The sequence below is a fragment of the uncultured Roseivirga sp. genome, assembly GCF_963973945.1.
Taxonomy (GTDB): domain Bacteria; phylum Bacteroidota; class Bacteroidia; order Cytophagales; family Cyclobacteriaceae; genus Roseivirga.
On sequence record NZ_CAXBBV010000008.1, the window covers coordinates 111,059 to 131,125 of the forward strand.

Here is a 20,067-nt window from a genome sequence, read left to right on the forward strand (position 1 = left end):
TTTTGTTATTCCGATACCGTATTAATCATACCTTCCTTTTTCCATGTCAATAAGGTTTTAACCAACACTATATTGGCCACGAGCATTAAGCCCAGAATCAGTATTTCTGAAAAATTTGAAGCCTCGTGTAGTATGGCTGTAACCACATGATATGCATTAAACAACCCTAGAATTACAGCCCAGAAAATCGATGTAACTCTAAACCAAGCAGCTTTTATTTCGAGTGTGAACAAACAGAAAAGCATTGATGCACCTTCCAGTCCAATTCGCCAAAGGTGATGGTCTACAGGTACTATTCCCGTTGCGCCTTCCATCATTACACTTTCGTAATAATAGACATTGAATAGTCCGTAAATGTGATGTATGATATAACCAATGGCGATAAACAGCCAAAGAAATGCAATTTTAGATTTCATGTTTTCTATAGTTTTAAGGTTTGAATTATTGTGAATTAGTTCAGGGTATTCTTGTCGATAGAATGTTACAAGCTCCTGCAGCAACTGTTTGTGCTCGACTTTTTCTACAGGGCGTTTTAGTTTTTTCAGTACAACAAAAGTCATTGCGGCCATGGCAAGCCAAAAGAGGTCAATAATTAAAATAGGGAAGGCGTTATTGGAATAACTTACCCAAAGCCAGTTACCAGAAATTAAACCATTAACAACGGGAATTATCAGACCCAAATAAGCAGCCAATCGGAGTGACCAGAGCGTAGTAAAATAATTGTCTCGTTTAAAGCGGAAGTATAAAGTGGCCAATAGCCAGCCAATAAAAAATACAGCATATAAGATTGACTGACGCTCTGGATCTAGCGAGCGAGGCAAGGCTTTGGCAACAATAAATGAGAAGGCGATAATAGGGTAAAGGCTTAAACAGATGGCTATGTAAATATGTCCCACCTTTCGGTTAAACAACCTTTGGTGTATTGGAATCACCTTTTTATTACGCGCCTCTAACCAAATGAGCACGCCCGATATAATGACAAAACAGGTAACAAGTGCTAAAATGAAGTAGAGTATTTTCAAAGGGAATCCACCAAAATCACCAAAATGGAGCGATCGTACTGTATGTTCCACACTCTCTAAGTAACTAGTTTCAAAAGGGTTCTTTTCTGAAAAAATTGCTCCGCTGCTTACCTCGTAAACAATTCGACCAGTTCCCATAAATTTGTCTTTCGAATTGGCCTTACCATCTATTTGGAACTTCATATTTTCAGCTCCATAATTCTTTATATACACTTGGAGAGGCTCGAATCCAGGCCATTTTGCCTGTGTCTGATCTATAAATTGGTTTATCTGTAACAGCCTATCTGTCTTACCTTCAAGTTGGTAAGTTTGCGTCATAGGGCGCAGATCCGTTAATAATTTGGCTTGGTCTCCACTATATAGATAATTAGCTGGAATTAGCACCAATGCAGAAAGGCACAAAAAACAGCTGGTAAGTGCAAAAATAAACTGAAATGGAAGCCCAATCATTCCAAGCGCAGTATGGGCATCAGTCCATACCGTTTTCAATTTTACTTTGGGGCGAAAAACATAAAAGTTAGAAATGATTTTCTTCCAGTGAACAATAACCCCAGTAACTATGGCAAAAAGGAAAAAGAAAGCTACAAAGCCTGCAATGTAAATACCAATGGTAGGTATTTGAGAAAAGAAATGAAGTCGGTAAATCAGCTCTCCAATACTATAGAAGCCATAGTATTCTGATTTTTCATAGGTTAAAGTGTTAATGAAGAAGTACGATTTCTGGCCGGGCTTGTATACTACCGTGCTGTCTTGTGACGGGCTTAAAAGCACATAAAGTTGCTGTTTGGCATCTGGTAATAACATGCGGATATCGCGGCCATAGAGATCATAACCTTCTTTTTCCATTGTAGCAATGGCCCTTTCATAATCCACATCATAAGCCTGTTCAAGATCTATGGGATCACCTTTTTCCCAAGCTGTAATTTCATCTTTAATTAGAGCAAATGCTCCACAGAAAAACAGCACAAACAGTACTGCACTAATAATAATACCGCTTACGGTATGTGTATGAAAAAAAACGTTGTATAGTCTCTTGCTCACAGTTTTAAAGTATTGGATGGTTGGTTTGTAGTGAATTGACAAGTAGGCTCAGTAACAGTGCTACAGATGTATAAATTGCTAGGGCTTTCCATCCACTTTTGAATAGAAAGACCATAATAAAAAGTGTCATCCAGAGCAGATAGAGCGAAAATATAGATGTTATTAAAACAATCTTATGATCAGTAACTAAAGCCAAACCAACATGGAACAAGGCCGATATGGCATATCCACCGATTAATCCCGCAGTTATTTTGGCAAATCTTTGAAAACCGTTTTGAGTCAGGTATTTAGTGTTTGCTGGCATAATTAGAAGAGCATTTCTAAGGTGAAAAGAAGGAGAGTAATTGCCATAAAGCCTTTGAGTGAAAAAAGCTTCAGAGGCACTAGTAAAATGCCCAAACTGAACACAGTCATGATTAAAATGGTGAACCATAATATGCCCGTTCCCACTCCGTATAAATACATGAAACCTCCCGTAGAAATAAGAATAAGCCCCAGCCCAAAGTATTTAAAATACGGAGCGACAATGGGGAGTTTCTGCAGTGTGTTTTTGAATTGGCTTTCCTCCGCCTTTTTAGAAGAGCTATAGCAGAACATAAATCCGAGTGTACAAAAGAGGGATAAAAGTGAAATCATGTCAATCAGAAGAAATGTAACATCCTTGCCATATAGCAAGGATGTTCTCTGTTAAAAATGGCTGTTATTAAAACTTGTAAATGAAATTAGCCATCAAGCTTCTCGGTTCTTGGGGAGTAATGGTCGACCACCCCTTATAATATTCTTTATCCAAAGCATTGTTGAGTTTCAGCCCAATTCTAAACTTTTCTGCCTGATAGAAAATAGAAGCATTTGCTATTAAGTATTCGGGCAACATAAAAGTACCTGTGTTTACATAGTTAATAGCCGCTTGCTCGCTGCCACCATTAAAGCCAGCGCCAAAACCTACACCATTCAAGGCTCCTTTCTGAATTTCATAAGTAGACCAGAAATTATACAAAGACCTTGGACCCGCTTCCAACGGACGTATATTCAGAATATTCGGGTTGTCTGTTTTTGTAGTCTTGCTATCGTTGTTAGAGTAGCCTGCGCGTATGTTAAATCCAGCAACTGGGTTGGCATTGATCTCTATTTCATAGCCAGAGCTTGTTACTTCACCACCCTGAATTTTGTTGAAAGGAGAGTCTGGATCGGTGATTACTCGGTTAGATACCAATATATTGTAATAGCTCAGGGTGGCATTAAATCTATAGTCGAACAGATTGGTTTTAATACCCGCTTCAAACTGATTGGCTTGCTCTGGCTTAAAGTTTTTAACCGTTTGAGGTCCAGCATTTGGGTCGCCCACTAGTGCAGGTGCTACATTAGAAAAACCGTTTTGGTAATTAGCAAAAACCGAAAACTTATCGAGAATAGGTTGATACATTAAACCAAACTTCGGAGACAAGGTAGTTTGGTCATAATCATCAGCATCAGTTAAAACATTGCCTTGATTATCGAACACATCCAGTCTTACACTCGCCATGGCAGAGAATGCAGGTGTGAAATTGATTACATCAGATACATAGGCACTGTAGACATTAGTACTTGTTTTGGAAGTAGTAAGTGCAGAACCAGATAACGCTTGATTTACAGCCACTTTCGAAAGAGGGAAAGGTGCAGTTTCTACCGCTGGAGTAAATGGATTATCGTTGTTTACGCCACCTTGTGGAGTAATATTGCCATAGAATACATAACCAGTATTATTGCTGAGCATGGTGGCATTGAAGAAGTCTAACCCAGCCACCATTTTATTTCTAAAATCTCCAATTGAGAAATCACCAATAAAATTTTGCTGAACATCGGTAGTATGCGTACTGGCATTCTGATGAGAAATGAACCTTGTATAAGTGTTACCACCTAATATATTATGGTCGAACAAGTAAGAGTAATACCCTTCGGTTGACGTATGGCTCTGAGAAATAATGGTTTGCGAATTCCATGCTTCTGAAATCTTATAGTCAGTTTCTACTCTATAGTTAGAAGATGGGTTTTTTAGTGTTAGATCATTACTGGTGAAAGACAATTTGTTGTTGTAATTCAGTTCATCCAAGTTAGAAGCCTCCGTAGGTGCAGACCTGTTCAAGAATAGAAATACCGGATTGGTTTGCTCTGCCTGCGAAATTTCAGAATACAATGAGAATGTAAGTCGGTTGTTTACTTTATAGGTTAGGGAAGGGGCTACAAAAAACGACTTTCTAAACCCAGCATCCTGAAAACTGTTTTTGGTTGAGTAAGAAGTGTTCAACCTGAAATAGATATTGTTTTCTGAATCCAATGGGGTATTGAAGTCGCCAGTTATGGTATTTAACCCAAAAGAACCTGTGGTATATGACATTTCGCCTCCAAAACCTGCATAAGGTTTTTTTGTAACCACGTTAATCAAACCACCATATGAGCTTACTGTATTACCAAACAAAGTAGCCGAGGGCCCTTTTATAACCTCAATTCGCTCTATATTGGCTGCGTTAATAGACCCGTTAGTAATACCAGGCAAGCCATTTACTAACCTTGGTTGAACGGAAAATCCTCTGAGTGAATAATATCCGGCTCCATCTCCACCACGGCCAGTAGATGTCCATAGTTTCTGTACACCAGCAGCATTTTTCAAAGCATCCTCAAAATTGGTTACCACTTGAGATATTAATAGATCACTCGTAACGGTGCTGTATACCTGTGTGTTTTCTAAATCCTTTAGTGGAAGTTTGGCCACATAAGCTGTTTCTTCTCTAGAAAACTTATTGGTACGCTCACCAGTAACTACTACATCTTGAAGTATTTCGCTTCCTTCATAAAGTTTTATTGTTCCAAAGTCATGCACTTCATTGCTTGAGATTGCTACTTCAATTTCTCGGTTTTTAAAACCTACGAATGAAAAGAGAAAAGTTTGTTTCCCTTGAGCTATCCCATTTAAAATGAAATATCCATTGGTATTGCTGATAGTGCCTATGGAGGTACCTTTCAGTGTTATGTTTACTCCCGGAATAGGGAGATCATTGTTGTCGGTAATTCGGCCTTCAATACCACCGTTTTGTGCTTTTACAGAAACTGTGGCAATAATTGCGATAATAAATGTTATGAGTTTTTTCATTCTTATTTAGACTGATTAAAAATAGTGACACAAATGTAAGAGCCGAATATTGGCGAGACAATCACTAGTGCTAGTGAAATAAAATCACTAGGGATGAAGAGCAGAATAGTCCAATACGGCTTATCAGCCACAGTTTTTTGGCTACTATTTTTAATTATTGAATGGTGAGAATGGGTTAGAAATCATTGCTAACCTCGCTGATTTCCTGACTATTGATTCGGGCCTATGGAGGAAAAGAACAGATGATAGTTTGATGGTAGATTCCCAATCAATGAATTGTATTACTGAAAAGGTTGCTTATGATAATTCCCTATTTGCTAGAGTAGCGTTTTCTTGTTTCAACCTTTTGTAATTCTCTTTCCCAAATCATTTGAGCGACTGTTTTAGCGGGATTATCAGATTCAGCCAAGGCCATTTTTAATTTTTCTTCCGATACATCAATTCTGTAAAGACTGTTGAGTAGACGATTGAAATCATGAGTCATGAGATTTTCTACTAGCTTGAGTAGAAAGTCAAAAGCCTTGTCTTGAGTCAGTTCTGTATCATTGGGTAATTGCCAATCCGAAGGATCAACTTGAAAATCTTTGCTGATAAGAGCAAGACCAGTTTGAATGTCTTTTGAATTGATTGAAGCCATCTTTTATTGAATAGAACTTAAAGTAAAGACGATCTGATTTATATCTCAAATCAAATGAATTTTAATTTTTTGACCACTCATAAATTATAAATGCAACTACGTTGCATTTATTGAATTACATATTATGTTTGCAACATTGTTGCATTAACATGAACCTATAAAAATGATGAAAAAAGTAATTCTATTCTCTGTTCTACTTGTTTTTACGCTCAGTGCTTGTAAAGACGATGACGAAAAAGTACCCGCTCAATCAGAAGAGGGGCAGTTTGTAAGACTAATGGCCTCTGATCAAGATCAAGCCAACTATTACCTAATTAACCCCGGCAAGGCTACAGTTGAAACGCATTCCGGACAATTTGCAAATGGCAGGCTATACACCAGTCCAAGCGGCAGATTTGTTTCTGTAATCAATACAGAAGAAAATTTAGCCACATTCTTTGATAGCGGTATAGAAGGGCATGATGATCATGTACACATTAAAGGCACACCAAAATGGGCTTTAAGTAAAGCTACTGCGTCAAGGCCAGTACATTATTACGGCAGTGGAGATAATATTTTGGTATTTAATGATGGAGAAGGAAGCATCTCTCACTTTAAAGAAAGTACACTACACACTGAGGCGAACGCAAGAGTTTTTAATGTTGGGGTGGCGCATCACGGAGCTCCGGCCTTGTTCAATAATGGTACAATTGCCGTAACAGAAAAGGACGGTAGTGCAGCAGGAACTTTACCTGAGCGTGTGAAAATTATAGACATGAATGGTGGGTTGCTTCATGCCTCTACCATACAAACTGGTGGTATTCACGGAGAAGCGGGCAACGGAAGCTTAGTTTTGTTTGGTTGCACAGATGGAATATTACAGGTAAATCAAGATGGTAGTCAAGTACTTATTCCAAATCCTTCTTCTTTTGGTACCAACTGGATAGGAACAATTCTTTATGGCAAAGAGAGCGATCAGTTTGTTGGCTTCAAGTCTAAATATGGTTTGTATAAAATCGATGTGAATGGAAAAACCATCAATGCGATTGAAGAGAGCGCTGACTTGGTTGGAGCCATGTTTGATTGGGAGGGGCATGACTTATTGGTGCTTTATACTGATGGTACAGTTAAAGTATTGGACGGACATGATTTTGATATCAAAACCTCAAAGAAGCTGAACGTAAACTTTCCTGCAACGGGAACCCCAGCTTTCGCGGCTAGCGAGGATTTTCTTTACATTACCGATGCAGAAAACAGTAAAGTGAGTATGTATAAGAAAAGTAATTTGGAATTGGTTAAGGAAATCAGTTTACCTGGAAAGCCTAGCAAAATAGCTTTGATGGGAAGCCTTGCTGATGATGAAGATGGGCATTAAGATGTCTGTAAAAAAAATGCCGGTGATAAGCCGGCATTTTTTTATTTCTCTTCAGTTGTTTCTTCTTCCACTTCTTCTTCGAAAACCTCAGGATGGTCTTTGGCCAAAAGGTTATACCAAGTTACTAGTTTCTTAATGTCAGAAACATACACTCGGCTTTCATCATAATCTGGAAGAATGTGCTGTAAAAAAGCTTTTAATTCATCAGGGTCAGAAGTTTTGCTCAGGCCTGTGTCGCCATTAAATTCACTGTGAATCTTTCTCATTACATCAGCTAGGGGAGTGGCTCCTTCTTCAGTATGTGTGTAGATCGAAATCTCACTTAAAATAGAAACTTGTGCATCGGCTCCAACCACAACCTTCTTTTTTTGAGCATCCATTGATTCTAAAATGATGCCCGTTCTTCCTGGTTTTGCTATTCTAAACAAACCGCCTTTTCCAGTTACTGCGGCAATTTCTTCAAACTTCATATTTATGTTTTATACATTAAGTGCCTTTGGCCAACGAGCCACTGACTTTGATTTAAAAAAATTAAGTAGTTAATACTGCGTGAATATACTCTCCAATTTCTTCACGACCCAAACCTGTTTCAGAAGAACTTACAAACATTACGGGCAGTTCTTCCCAAGTTTGTTTCATTACTTTTTTAAAGCGCGCAATACTCTGTTGAGATTTATTAATCGATTGTTTGTCGGCCTTGGTAAAGATTAACCCTAGAGGAATCCCTGCTTGACCTAGCCAATTCACAAATTCTATGTCAATCTTTTGCGGCTCCAGTCGGCTGTCAATCAGCACAAACACCATTTGAAGGTTTTGCCTTTCCAAAAGGTATTTCTCTATCATAATGCTCCAAGCCACTCGGTTCGACTTACTGGTTTTGGCATAACCATAACCCGGCAAATCTACCAAATACCACTGTTCATCAATAATAAAGTGATTGATTAGCTGCGTTTTCCCAGGTCGACCAGAAGTTTTAGCCAAGTTCTTCTTTTGTGTAAGCATATTAATGAGGGAAGACTTACCCACATTCGATCGGCCAATAAATGCAAACTCAGGCTTATCTGGTTTGGGACATAAATTGTGATCGGTGTTGCTTATTACAAAACTAGCAGTTTCAAACATGCTGCAAAGGTAAATAAGTACCGCGAACCTTTAAACCTTTCTTAGTTCTTATTTGTGAAGGTTTTTGTATGTGTTGTAGAGATTGATTATCATTATTTCAAACAGTTATAACAATACCCAGTTGAGTCTGTTCTACCTTAAGAACCCTTAAAAACAAAGAGGTTGGCAGCTTTTCCCATTATTACTGGGCATTGCGCTAAGGTTTTGTAACTTTGCAACTTCTTGAAAATCAAGGAAAAATTTAAAAGAAAGAATTATGTCAAAAGCAAAGCAAGGCGATAACGTCAAAGTGCATTACACTGGAAGATTGAAAGATGGAACGGTATTCGATTCATCTGAAGGAAGAGAACCATTAGGTTTTCAGGTGGGTGCAGGTCAGATGATCAAAGGATTTGATGCTGCCGTAGATGGGATGGAAAAAGGACAAAAAGTAACTGCTGAAATTCCTGCAGCAGAAGCTTATGGTGAAGTAAATCCTGATTTATACTTCGATGTGCCAAAAGCTAACTTACCTGAAGATTTAAAACCTGAAGTGGGACAACAACTTGCAATGTCTCAGCCAAATGGACAACAAGTGCCAGTAAAGGTGAAAGAAGTAAAAGAAGATATAGTAGTAATTGATGCCAACCATGATTTGGCTGGAAAAGACTTAGTCTTCGATATAGAATTAGTTGAGATTGCTTAAGTAATCACCAGTCTAAAAGTAAAACGGACTCGCCTTAAAGTGAGTCCGTTTTTTTATGCATTGACCTAGAAATTAAAGCAAAGGTTTCCTCAAGGTATTACTCACTAAAAGTTTTCAAAGACTTCTGATGAAGTGGTTTGCCATTGATATCATAAATGATGTCAACTTTTAGAGGGTGCTAAAATACTAAGCGTCAATCTACCAATAACTGAATAGCGAACCCCGCTAAAGCCATAAATAAGCACAAAGGAGAAAACAGCTTAGTGTCCATTTTGGCAAAAGGAGTAGACTTGATTTTCTTAAAGAAGCCCACATATTTAAAGTCACCCACTGCCCTCAGTAAAAAGATAGAGGGTATAACCCAACCCCCATAAGTGCTAAGCCAATAAGGCATTTCTATCGCTGTAATTATTGCTTGAAATAAATAGAAAGCTCCAAACGCAGAAAGACCTAAACCTACAATCAGGCTATCGATTTTTTTAGGGTTGAGTACTCTTTTTCCATTTTCATTTGTAGGTAGAGCGGCCTCAAAACCCCATTTGCCACCTAACACCCAATTGAAATGGATTAGCCCAAGCGCAATTAAGGTAATGGATAATAGGAGAGAGAGGATGGAAGAAAGCATTGGCTGATTTCAGATATTGGTTTGGTTAACTTTTGTATTCTAAAATCTAAATGGTATCGATTACTATCTAGATACTAGCTACCATATACTAAATACTAATTTACCCCATTTTAAAGCCCTTGAGCTTAATCTGTGTTAGTTTACGTTTAGTATCGAGAGGGAAGTCTCCTTGCATCATCCAGTCGTAATAACCACGCTCTTTTTCGAGTACTTCGGTTACTGGCTTTCCTTTATGTTTGCCAAAGTTAAAGACTTCAATGCCTTTGTCGTTAAACACAAAGCGTCCGCCCAAGTCTACCATATTAGAGCCCACCAATTGGTGTAGAGAGGCCATGTCATTTTCTATTTTAGCAATTACATTGCCTCCAATATCTTCTACGGGTTGGCCATTGTACTTATCAAGTTGCGCTTTGAGCACTTCATAAGTTGCCTCGGTATCGGCCATGGCACCATGAGCACCTTCTAATTCTTTATTGCAATAGAACTGATAGGCAGCAGAAAGCGTCCTTTTTTCCATCATAAAGAAGATTTTTTGGGCATCGACTAATTTTCGGTTGCCTACTTCAAAATCTACCCCAGCCCTTAAAAATTCTTCCACCAAAAGCGGAATATCAAAACGAACATGGTTAAAACCCGCTAAATCGGCCCCTTCTAAAAATTTAGCAATGTTTTTGGCTAAAGATTTAAATGTGGGCTTGTCCTTTACATCTTCATCACGAATGCCATGAATCATGGATGACTCTTCAGAAATAGGGATAGTGGGGTTAATGAGGTGATGCATCTTTTCCACTTCGCCATTGGGTTTTACCATCAGTATGGCCAATTCAACGATTCTGTCTTGGGAAATATTGATTCCTGTCGTTTCCAGATCGAAAAACGCCAATGGGTTTTTTAGGTTTAATTCCATGATTTCCTGTTTAAGCAGGTGTTTTTTTAAAGAATGTGTTGTTGTAGTGCGTCTAAGTTAAGTCCACCAAAATTACCTGAGCTCATAAGAATAAGGTTTTTGTTGGCCCAACTGTGTTGCATTAAATGATCATTCAGTTCAGCGCTGTCATTAAACAGCATAATATCTTTTCTATTGAAGGCTGTTCTAAGGTCGGCTTCTGTTAATGCATCAAGCCCTTTTTGCTTTGCAGCTTCTGGGTTAATGTAAATAATAGCCTCATCACTATTATTGAAAGTATTTTGGTATTGTTCAATAAAGTCTTTGTTCAAGCTGCTAAAAGTATGCAGCTCAAGACAAGCCACTAAAAAGCGGTTTGGAAACTGATGCTTTATGGCTGTAGTAGTGGCTAAAAGTTTAGATGGGGCATGAGCAAAGTCTGTATAAATGGTAGTGGTATTGTTTTTACCTAAAATCTCCATTCTTTTTCCAGCACCTTTAAAGGTTACAATGGCTTTGTAGAACTGATCATCGGTAACTCCAATTCTCTTAAGCAATGCTTGGGCACCACTAAGGTTTTGCATGTTGTGATAGCCGAAAATTTCAACTTTAATTTCGCCATCAGGCAATCTTAAATAGGTAATTCCATCCCTAACTACATGCTCATGTGCTTTGTAAGGAATGTTGGTTACATCAGGCCTGTCTTTTTCAGAAATAATCATTGAGGCCAAATTGTCTTCTTCACAATAAATTAGCGTGCTTGCCTTAGAGGAAGAATCAGCCAGCAATTCAAACTGGGTAACATAATCTTCTAGTGTGGGGAAAACATTAAAGTGATCCCAGGCAATTCCTGAAACGGTAGCTATATGATGATGGTAGTGTAGAAACTTGGGTCTTGAGTCTAAGGCTGATGTTAGGTACTCATCGCCTTCAATAATAATAATTGGAGCGTCTGATAACTTGACCTGATCATCAAACCCTTTGATTTGCGCCCCAACCATATAGTCGAAGTCGCGGCCAATATCTTTTAAAACATGCATTACAATGGCTGTCATGCTAGTTTTTCCGTGGCTCCCCGCAATTACTATTCTTTGCTTGTTTTTGGAAGCTTCGTAAATATATTCAGGAAACGAAAGTACTTTTAAGCCTAATTCCTGAGCCTTTAATAATTCTGGGTTGTTTGCTTTGGCGTGCATGCCTAAGATTACCAAGTCCAAACTACTGTCAATTCTAGTGGCATCCCAACCTTCATTTTCGGGTAGCAGTCCTAATTCTTTTAATTTCGATTTAGAAGGCTCGTAAAAATGATCGTCAGATCCGCTCACTTTGTGCCCTGCCTTATTTAAACTCATGGCTAGGCTGTGCATGATGCTTCCTCCGATAGCAATGAAATGGATACGCTGAGAATTTTGAGTCATATTATTAAATGAGTTGAACGTTCAAAATTAAGACAAAAAGGACGTTCAACAAATAAAGCAAAATAAACTAGAACCTCACGTGTATAACACAGTGTAAAAATTGTGGGTAAGTACTGGGCTCAATCGTTGTTGAACACAGGAATTTGCTCTAGGTTTGAAGGATGGAAAAAGGAAAGTCTGCAGCGTTGCGTTTGGGTTATAAATCTAGGAACAATCTAGGGAATGATCTTAGCCAGTTGGGTAAGTTACCACCACAAGCTACAGACCTTGAAGAGGCCATTTTGGGAGCTTTAATGTTGGAAAAGGACGCCTTAACCAATGTAATTGATATTCTCAGACCTGAGTCTTTTTACAAAGAGGCACATCAAGTAATCTATCAAGCTATTTATGATCTTTTTCAGGCTTCGGAACCCATCGATATTCTTACGGTAACCAGCCAGCTGAGAAAAGAGGGTAAAATAGAAATGATTGGTGGGCCGTATTACATTACGCAGCTTACCAACCGGGTGAGCTCTGCCGCCAATATTGAGTACCACGCCAGAATAGTTGTAGAGCAATCTATTAAGCGAGAGTTGATCCGTATTTCATCTGATATTCAGCGCGAAGCTTTTGAAGATACAACGGATGTTTTCCAGTTGCTCGACAAAATGGAGCAGTCGTTGTTTGAAGTTTCTGAAACCAATATTCGTAAGGAATATCAGAAAATGAAGGACATTATGACAACTGCCCTTGAAGAAATTCATGCCCGTAGAAATCATAAAGATGGCCTTACAGGAATTCCTTCTGGCTTTACCAGTTTAGATAGAGTAACCTCTGGATGGCAGAAATCTGATTTAGTAATTATAGCTGCAAGACCAGCCATGGGTAAAACTGCTTTTGTGGTTTCTGCCTTGCGAAATGCAGCTGTGGACCATGGGCATGCCGTGGCAATTTTCTCTTTGGAGATGTCATCGGTACAATTGGTAAATCGTTTGATTTCTGGCGAAGCTGAATTGGAAGGTGAGAAGATTAAGAAAGGCAATTTGGCCGAACACGAATGGGCACAGCTCGTTCATAAAACAGCGAATCTAACAAAAGCCCCCATTTTTATAGATGACACCCCTGCGCTTTCCATCCTTGAATTAAGGGCGAAGTGTAGAAGGTTAAAACAACAGCACGACATTCAACTGGTGGTAATTGATTACCTCCAGCTGATGTCTGGCGATTCATCTAAGAGTGGAGGCGGAGGAGGTAACCGTGAACAGGAAATTGCTTCAATTTCGCGAGCCTTAAAAAATATAGCTAAAGAATTAAATGTGCCTGTAATTGCCCTTTCTCAGCTGAGTAGGGCGGTAGAAACCCGTGGTGGAGATAAAAGGCCGCAACTTTCAGATTTGAGGGAATCGGGTTCTATTGAGCAAGATGCAGATATGGTAATGTTCCTTTACCGACCTGAATATTACGGTATTACGCAAGATGAAAACGGAATGCCAACTCAGGGTGTGGGTGAAGTAATTATTTCTAAGCACAGAAACGGTTCTTTAGAAAACGTTCAACTTAAGTTCATTGGTAAATACACCAAGTTTACTGATTTAGATGTGACTGGTTTTGGCGGAAGTTATGGTACATCGCTTCCGGGTTCTGGTGCGGCCAGTTTTGAATCTGGTGGTGCTATGACCTACCAAAGCAAAGCCAATGGAAACGACAGTCCTCCTGCATTGCCTCCAAGTGGTGAAGATGCTCCTTTTTAAGTTTTGTGATCTTAAAGCTAGATAAGGGTATTATCTTCATCACCTACTGAAATGATAATTTTCCCTTTGTGTTTACCTTGCCCAAAATAATCAAGGGCTTGAGGCATTTTTTCTAAGGGATAGGGCCCATCTATCACTGGTCTGATTTTGCCAGCACTGTACAGTTCGTTGATGTAGTCTGAATTCTTGTTTGGCTTTAAGCTTAGTAGCTTTAATTGCTTTCCAGTAATTAGTTTGATTAATGGACCGAGAAATACAATTTGTATTAGTCGAGACATATGGCCGCCAACTGTTACATATTTTCCACCCGATTTTAGGGATTTGAGATATTGAAATGGTGAGCGATTGGTCTTTGTATCAAGAATTAAATCATACTGCTTTCCATTTTTGGTGAAGTCTTCACTTTGGTAATTTATAGTCTCGTCATACCCCATAGACTTCATCATGGCTTGTTTGTCCAGGCTGTCTACACCTGTAACTTTCGCTTGATATAGTTTGGCTATTTGTATTCCAAATGTTCCCACGCCACCTCCAGCACCATTGATGAGTACTTGCTGGCCTTTTTCAATTTTTCCTTCATCAATAAGGCCTTGTGTAGTAAGTGCAGCGGCATGAGGGATAGCTGCTGCTTGATCAAAAGTCATATTTGAAGGTTTGATTGTGAGTGCTTTAGCTTCTGCGCAAACATATTGGGCAAAGCCTCCAAACCCACATTCTGAAAGGTCTCCATATACTTCATCGTCAGGTTTAAAGGCGGTAACGGCTTTTCCCGTAGCTACTACTTTTCCAGCAATGTCGACACCTAGAATTTTAATCTTCGGTTTGAAGAAAGCACCATATAGCATTCTAATAACGAATGGCTTACCAGTCAGTAATGCCCAATCCCAATCATTGATTGAAGCAGAGATTACTTTTACTAAAACCTCATTGTCCTTTTGGACAGGCTTTTCAATTTCTTCCAGTTTGAGGTTCTCTATTCCTCCGTATTGCTTGAGTACTATGGCCTTCATCACTGATCGGTTATTTTCATAATTACTTGACCTACTTTATCGCCTTTTTCTACATAATGATGGGCCACAGCCATTTCTGACAAAGGAAAGGTTTTGTCAATAACAGTCTTTAGCTTGCCTTCTTCTACAAGTTGCTTCAGATAGACTAAATCTTTTGGGTCTTCTTTTGCTAGTTCTATAATGAATTTCTTTTTACTCATCAGCGAACACCAAAAGCCTTGTATTACCTGATACACCCAAGGTGTGGCTAAAATGTAGCGTCCTTTTGGAGTGAGTGCCTTCATTCCTTGACGTACCGATTTGCCTACTACATCAAAAATGACATCATACTTTTTATCGCTTTCTGCAAAATTCTCTTTCGTATAATCAATGAGGTGATCAGCACCTAAGGTAGTGAGCGGCTGGAGTTTATCAGTGCTATCTACACAGGTTACCTCTGCTCCAAAGTGTTTAGCAAGTTGGATGGCGTACGTACCAAAACAACCTGCAGCACCATTGATCAGTACTTTTTCACCAGGTTGAATTTTTCCTTTTCTAAGGTAATGAAGTGCATTTGTTCCTCCTGTGGGAAGTGAGGCTGCTTCCTCATAGGTCATGTTTGAAGGTTTAAGTGCAATCATGGCATTGCTTTTCAAACATTTATATTCTGCGTGAGCTCCAAATCCAAGACTTGTTCCGCAGACTATTCGATCGCCAACATTAAAGTTTTTAACCTTTTGGCCAATTGCTTCTATTTCTCCCGATAACTCCATCCCTAAAATGGGGCGTCTTGGTTTGAATATACCAAAGTAAATACGAAGGGGAATCCAGAATAAAACGTGCATGTCGAACCTTCGAACTTCGCAATCACCAGGGGTTACTGTTGCTGCATGAACCTTGATAAGCACTTCGTCATCTTTAGGAACAGGTTTTTCAATATCTGCTAATTCGAGGTAGTCAGGTGAACCATATTTTTTCCAAACTATTGCTTTCATGTATTTATGCTTCATGGTAAAGGACACTTATCATAGCTCTGTACTGCTTGGTTAATTCAAATGCTTTTATCACGTAATTGTGTGTAATCTACGCAAACTAAATAAAAAATAATGATCGAAACATTAATATGCGTTTTAATTACGCAAATAAATGTTAATTGTTGGTTAATAAGCGTTTAACGTTGTTTTGAGAAGATGCTTAGCAAGTGAGTTTGTTCTGTTCATATATAATGTATTAACTTTATTGCGTGAATAGAACGCAAAATATTGAAGTGGCCGTAGATGCAATCGTTTTTGGATATAGCAAAGAGGAGGGAGTATCTATTCTTCTAATTAAAAGAAAGTATGATCCTTATAAAGGTGCATGGGCGATACCAGGCGGATTTGTGTTAGATGATGAATCATTGGAAGCGGCAGTAGCGCGAGAGCTTCAGGAAGAAACGGGTGTTGAAATTAATTACCTCGAACAGTTATACACATTTGGGAAACCAGATAGGGATCCTAGAAAACGCATTTTATCCGTGGCTTATTTTGGCTTGGTAAAATCGAAACAATTCGAAAAGCTGAAGGCATCTACAGATGCAGCCGATGCAGCATGGTTCAACTATAAAAAGCTTCCCAGACTGGCTTTCGACCACAAGGAAATCTTGAAAATGGCTATCGAACGACTGCGAGCTAAAATTGTGTATCAGCCCATAGGGTTTGAATTGCTTGATAAGAAATTCGCATTTTCTGATTTAGAACATCTCTATTCTACATTGTTAGATCGCCCAATTGATAGAAGAAACTTCAAAAAGAAGGTGATGAGTCTGGGTATTTTAGATGAGCTCGATGAAAAGGCAAAATCAACAGGAGCAGGTAGGCCTGGAAACCTATTTCAATTCAATAAGACCACATACAACAGGCTACTCAAAGAAGGAATGCACTTTGAGATATAGAGTTCTTGATAAATAAGTGGTCGCAGGTTCTACCTACTGCTAATAAATCGAAGAACCCGCGACAGAGATAAGACTTTTCTATCTTCTCTACATTAGTTTTTTTCGATCACGACAGGAATGTCACTCACAACCTTCCATTGATCGTTTTCATCTAATACCAGTATCAAGTATTTGTGCATATTGGAGCTAATGTCCGATGTAAAAACTAGATCTACCATAGCGGTATGACCGGTGATACTGATACTTTTGAATTGAGTAGTATATGAGGTGCCTCCAATTTTACCGGCTTGCATCATTTCTAGATACACTTCTCTTGTAATGATGGTTGTCGTACTTGATCCTTTAAACCTGTTGGCGACAACTCGATAGTCTTTGTGAAGGTATTTTTCTATTTCTAGAATGTTCCTTTCAGCGGTGGCGCTTTCCAAATTCAACACTACTTTTTTGATTTCATTTTCCATAAGCGTTTTGTTTTGTGCTCTGCAACTCACCAGGCCAATTACCCCTAGGCCAGCAAGTATTAAGATTTGTTTCATATGATTGTTTTTTGAAACAAATTAAGGTCAGAGGTTTTTCCCTTCCTTTGACTTAAGTCACAAAACAATTTATGAAACCCGCTTACGAATTCTGCTTAAAGACTCTCGGCTGATCCCTAAATAGGAGGCAAGGTGTTGCAACGGAATGCGATGGACCAATTCAGGCTTATTTTCTAGAATATGGAGGTATCTCTCTTTTGGTGAGTTGGCAGCTAAAAGTGCACTGTACTTTTGTTCTGTTATGGCCAATTGTTCCAAAATTCTTCTACCCAATTCTTGAAAGAAAATGGATTGTTGGTAGAGGCCAGTGAGTTTGCTTTTTTCTATATAAAACAACTTACTGTTTTCAATTGCCTGAATGTATTTCTCTGAAGGTTGATTATTGGCTAAACTTTCAATTTCTCTTAAAAAATCATTTTCAAAATTGAACGAGGTATTAATCTCTTGCCCATCTTTTAAATAGAAAGTTCGTACAGCGCCTTCCCTCAAAAAGTATATCCCATTACAAATTTGACCCGCCTTTAAGATGTAGTCTGCTTTTTTGACTTCTAAGGTGTATAGAATGGACTCAAAAGTTTTCCAATCCTCATCTGATATTTTTAAGGTTTCCTCTAGTTTGGCTCTTAAAGCTTGGTGCATTGGTCTGCATGAAATTTGAATAAAAGTAAAATTGTATCTGATCAGTTAAGAAATGATTGTCATAACGATCACTCTATAAATTAGCGGACTCTTTCATTCTTTTCATACTATTATTGATGAAAAACAGAAACCTGAACGAGCAGATGGTCACAGGTTCGGAGAACCCGCGACAGAGGAATCGAGACTTGACTAACTGCGAAATGACGGTTATTCCGTCCCTTCAGGACTCAAATAGTGTTTGTGGTAGCGTTTTTCCGAAGGGTTTCACCCTTCGTTTTAATATTTGGCCCTTTCAGGGCAGTGAAACTCGCGTTGCAAAGGATGATGGGTTGATTGAGCAGCTAAAGCCCCAACGGGGCGAAATAGCATAGGAATGGGTGCAACCCATCCTAATTCAGTAAAAATTAGTTTTAGCCCTGTAAGGGCGGAATACTTTTTTATGGACAAAGAAATCATCAGTCGCCTTGTTCTGAGGCTCAGAAGGTTTTGTCGATGAAAAGAAAGCGGACAGAGTCCTTGATTAATAGTTGGTCACAGGTCCTGCCTATGGTAGATAAATCGGAGAACCCGCGACAGTTGATGAGTATTTGAATTTGAGCATTGAATCCTTGTTCTAAACGAGGGTTAATGAGATTTCATTAGTTAAATACAAACGAAAACGCCTTGCACTAAATAGGTAGTGAAATAATACTGTATATTACTGTTTTACAACAAAGGTAGAATGTGTTTCCTTATGAATGTAATTCGGTCTTTCGCTCTTGGCATAAATAGGGAAGTAATTGCAATTACTGTTTTCATGACAGGGTCTACATAGATTACATTTCCTCCATCGCCAATAGCTGCAAAGCAATTATTTTTCTGGTCATCAATTATCCACCAGAGATAGCCGTATGATAACTCTCCATAGTTGCTATGCGCCTTGGTACTATCTTCAACCCATTTTGACGATAATATTTGTTGATTATTCCATTTGCCCTTGTTTAAGTATAATTGTCCAATTTTTACTAAATCCCTTGTAGTTAGAGTTAATCCCCAGCCAGCTGTATTGGTTCCTATGGGGTCTATTATCCAACCATTAACATGCCTTCCCTTGAGAAAATCAAAGTGCTCCTGTTTATTATGTATTCTTAAATTATTAGGCTTTTTAATCCCCAATGGTTTAAATAGGTTTTCATTAGCAAAGTTGAGTACAGAATGTCCTGTTGTGTTTATTAGAATTCCAGATAAAACCTGAAGCCCGATGGTCGTGTATTTGAAGTTTTCGTTCAGATTTTTCCCTCCTATTTTGTCCAGTCTTCACTTGAATATACTTGTGTATATGGCTCAGATTGGAATTTGTAAGGGGCTGTCATAGTTAATAAGTGCCGGACTGTTACTTTTTGTATTACCTGTTCTCTTCTCTTTACCTGATAATCAGGGAAAAAATCTAAAACATTTTGATCTAAACTTTTTATGAACCCCTTATCAATTGCTATTCCAATAAGAATGGATAATATGCTTTTGGTAACAGAGGCAATATGAATAGTATCATTTTGATTGTATTCATGAAAGTAATTTTCATGAGTTATTTTATTATCCTTTAAAACAACAATTCCTCTAATGTTATCGTAACTGGTTGCGATTAATTGAATTATCTCTTCTGGAACTCTTCTGATCATATACTTTAAATATTTTGCAAGAATTGGGTTGTCATTTTTTTACAATGACATGCAGCAAATATGCTTAGTTTACAAAACTATTATATAATTATAGCGTATTAATTTATGATGATTCTTTTTTTAAAATATTTTATTGAAAGAAAGAATTAGTAATGATCTTAGCTAATAGAAATGAAAAGCAGCTTACAACTTAACTTTAAATATGTACGGTTGATAGGGTTTAACAGGCACGGTCTATTTCATACAGAGCTTTCTCAATTCTCAAAGGAATTAACTCTTTCGTCTAAAAATTATAGAACCTCTGAATTTGAGGGATAACTCAGAATATACTGATTACCTAGGTCAAAGAAGGGGAGTGGGGCTTAGTCTTGGTCCGCTCTGAAGGCTTCAATTCCGCCAACAAGGTTTCTTACATTGGTGAAGCCTCTAGAAATAAGGTATTTCTGAGCCCTACCAGCCCTTGCGCCAGACTTACAGTGAATAATGATCTCGGCATCCTTTAAGTCTTCAATTTCAGCAACTCTATGCGGAATATCACCCAATGGAATTAATTTGGCACCTAAGTTATCTTCATCATACTCCCACTCTTCTCTCACATCAATAAAGTTTTTAACTTCTCCGTTGAGCATTATTTCTTTGAGTTCTTTTACTGTAATATCAGCCAT

Annotated in this window: 21 protein-coding genes; 4 read left to right on the top strand and 17 right to left on the bottom strand. The window is 38.4% G+C overall.

What is annotated here, in order from left to right:
• Positions 1 to 5: 5 nt before the first annotated feature.
• The 5 genes from AAC026_RS13855 to AAC026_RS13875 form a co-directional block, all read right to left on the bottom strand.
• Positions 6 to 2,063 (bottom strand): PepSY-associated TM helix domain-containing protein, encoded by a 2,058-nt coding sequence (locus AAC026_RS13855; RefSeq protein WP_339699111.1) that lies wholly within the window; start codon positions 2,061 to 2,063, stop codon positions 6 to 8.
• A 4-nt stretch (positions 2,064 to 2,067) separates the two neighbouring features.
• Entirely contained in the window at positions 2,068 to 2,367 is a 300-nt protein-coding gene (locus tag AAC026_RS13860) for a hypothetical protein (RefSeq protein ID WP_339699114.1), read from the bottom strand.
• A gap of 2 nt (positions 2,368 to 2,369) precedes the next feature.
• Complete coding sequence (locus AAC026_RS13865; RefSeq protein WP_339699116.1) at positions 2,370 to 2,660, bottom strand: hypothetical protein; 291 nt, start codon at positions 2,658 to 2,660, stop codon at positions 2,370 to 2,372.
• A gap of 106 nt (positions 2,661 to 2,766) precedes the next feature.
• Positions 2,767 to 5,190: a TonB-dependent receptor gene (locus AAC026_RS13870; RefSeq protein WP_339699119.1), complete on the bottom strand. Its 2,424-nt coding sequence runs from the start codon at positions 5,188 to 5,190 to the stop codon at positions 2,767 to 2,769.
• A 310-nt stretch (positions 5,191 to 5,500) separates the two neighbouring features.
• Complete coding sequence (locus AAC026_RS13875) at positions 5,501 to 5,827, bottom strand: hypothetical protein (RefSeq protein WP_339699122.1); 327 nt, start codon at positions 5,825 to 5,827, stop codon at positions 5,501 to 5,503.
• A 163-nt stretch (positions 5,828 to 5,990) separates the two neighbouring features.
• Between AAC026_RS13875 and AAC026_RS13880 the strand changes: the two genes are divergently transcribed.
• Positions 5,991 to 7,181, top strand: coding sequence for a hypothetical protein (locus tag AAC026_RS13880; protein WP_339699125.1), 1,191 nt, complete (start codon positions 5,991 to 5,993; stop codon positions 7,179 to 7,181).
• Positions 7,182 to 7,222: 41 nt separating this feature from the next.
• Here AAC026_RS13880 and AAC026_RS13885 read toward each other — a convergent pair whose 3' ends face one another.
• The gene (locus AAC026_RS13885) at positions 7,223 to 7,651 is read right to left on the bottom strand and encodes a DUF5606 domain-containing protein (RefSeq protein WP_339607086.1); all 429 of its coding nucleotides are present in this window, start codon (positions 7,649 to 7,651) and stop codon (positions 7,223 to 7,225) included.
• Positions 7,652 to 7,712: 61 nt separating this feature from the next.
• On the bottom strand, positions 7,713 to 8,303 hold the full coding sequence (gene yihA, locus AAC026_RS13890; protein WP_339607087.1) for a ribosome biogenesis GTP-binding protein YihA/YsxC: 591 nt from the start codon (positions 8,301 to 8,303) through the stop codon (positions 7,713 to 7,715).
• A 256-nt stretch (positions 8,304 to 8,559) separates the two neighbouring features.
• On the opposite strand from yihA, the gene AAC026_RS13895 reads away from it, so the two are divergent.
• Positions 8,560 to 8,988, top strand: coding sequence for a peptidylprolyl isomerase (locus AAC026_RS13895; protein WP_339607089.1), 429 nt, complete (start codon positions 8,560 to 8,562; stop codon positions 8,986 to 8,988).
• A gap of 193 nt (positions 8,989 to 9,181) precedes the next feature.
• On the opposite strand, the gene AAC026_RS13900 is transcribed toward AAC026_RS13895, so the two are convergent.
• The 3 genes from AAC026_RS13900 to AAC026_RS13910 all read right to left on the bottom strand — a co-directional run bounded on the left by AAC026_RS13900 (position 9,182) and on the right by AAC026_RS13910 (position 11,917).
• Complete coding sequence (locus AAC026_RS13900) at positions 9,182 to 9,613, bottom strand: DUF3995 domain-containing protein (RefSeq protein ID WP_339699128.1); 432 nt, start codon at positions 9,611 to 9,613, stop codon at positions 9,182 to 9,184.
• Positions 9,614 to 9,713: 100 nt separating this feature from the next.
• The gene (locus AAC026_RS13905) at positions 9,714 to 10,520 is read right to left on the bottom strand and encodes a 3'-5' exonuclease (protein WP_339607091.1); all 807 of its coding nucleotides are present in this window, start codon (positions 10,518 to 10,520) and stop codon (positions 9,714 to 9,716) included.
• Between the two features lie 26 nt (positions 10,521 to 10,546).
• Complete coding sequence (locus AAC026_RS13910; RefSeq protein WP_339607092.1) at positions 10,547 to 11,917, bottom strand: Mur ligase family protein; 1,371 nt, start codon at positions 11,915 to 11,917, stop codon at positions 10,547 to 10,549.
• A 161-nt stretch (positions 11,918 to 12,078) separates the two neighbouring features.
• Between AAC026_RS13910 and dnaB the strand changes: the two genes are divergently transcribed.
• Positions 12,079 to 13,647 carry a replicative DNA helicase gene (dnaB, locus tag AAC026_RS13915; protein ID WP_339699131.1) on the top strand — a complete coding sequence of 523 codons (1,569 nt, stop codon included), beginning with the start codon at positions 12,079 to 12,081 and terminating at the stop codon, positions 13,645 to 13,647.
• A 17-nt stretch (positions 13,648 to 13,664) separates the two neighbouring features.
• On the opposite strand, the gene AAC026_RS13920 is transcribed toward dnaB, so the two are convergent.
• Both AAC026_RS13920 and AAC026_RS13925 read right to left on the bottom strand, forming a co-directional pair.
• Positions 13,665 to 14,657, bottom strand: coding sequence for an NAD(P)-dependent alcohol dehydrogenase (locus AAC026_RS13920; RefSeq protein WP_339699134.1), 993 nt, complete (start codon positions 14,655 to 14,657; stop codon positions 13,665 to 13,667).
• On the bottom strand, positions 14,657 to 15,631 hold the full coding sequence (locus AAC026_RS13925) for an NAD(P)-dependent alcohol dehydrogenase (protein ID WP_339699137.1): 975 nt from the start codon (positions 15,629 to 15,631) through the stop codon (positions 14,657 to 14,659). The genes AAC026_RS13920 and AAC026_RS13925 overlap by 1 nt, the downstream gene beginning before the upstream one ends.
• Positions 15,632 to 15,879: 248 nt before the next feature.
• Here AAC026_RS13925 and AAC026_RS13930 point away from each other — a divergent pair, with 248 nt between their 5' ends.
• Positions 15,880 to 16,569 (top strand): NUDIX domain-containing protein, encoded by a 690-nt coding sequence (locus tag AAC026_RS13930; protein WP_339699140.1) that lies wholly within the window; start codon positions 15,880 to 15,882, stop codon positions 16,567 to 16,569.
• 92 nt (positions 16,570 to 16,661) lie between these two features.
• On the opposite strand, the gene AAC026_RS13935 is transcribed toward AAC026_RS13930, so the two are convergent.
• The 5 genes from AAC026_RS13935 to AAC026_RS13955 form a co-directional block, all read right to left on the bottom strand.
• Positions 16,662 to 17,105: a nuclear transport factor 2 family protein gene (locus AAC026_RS13935; RefSeq protein WP_339699143.1), complete on the bottom strand. Its 444-nt coding sequence runs from the start codon at positions 17,103 to 17,105 to the stop codon at positions 16,662 to 16,664.
• Between the two features lie 69 nt (positions 17,106 to 17,174).
• The gene (locus AAC026_RS13940; protein WP_339699145.1) at positions 17,175 to 17,744 is read right to left on the bottom strand and encodes a Crp/Fnr family transcriptional regulator; all 570 of its coding nucleotides are present in this window, start codon (positions 17,742 to 17,744) and stop codon (positions 17,175 to 17,177) included.
• Between the two features lie 705 nt (positions 17,745 to 18,449).
• The gene (locus tag AAC026_RS13945; protein ID WP_339699291.1) at positions 18,450 to 19,037 is read right to left on the bottom strand and encodes a serine hydrolase; all 588 of its coding nucleotides are present in this window, start codon (positions 19,035 to 19,037) and stop codon (positions 18,450 to 18,452) included.
• Positions 19,025 to 19,402: a serine hydrolase gene (locus tag AAC026_RS13950; protein WP_339699148.1), complete on the bottom strand. Its 378-nt coding sequence runs from the start codon at positions 19,400 to 19,402 to the stop codon at positions 19,025 to 19,027. The genes AAC026_RS13945 and AAC026_RS13950 overlap by 13 nt, the downstream gene beginning before the upstream one ends.
• 362 nt (positions 19,403 to 19,764) lie before the next feature.
• Complete coding sequence (locus tag AAC026_RS13955) at positions 19,765 to 20,067, bottom strand: rhodanese-like domain-containing protein (RefSeq protein WP_339606867.1); 303 nt, start codon at positions 20,065 to 20,067, stop codon at positions 19,765 to 19,767.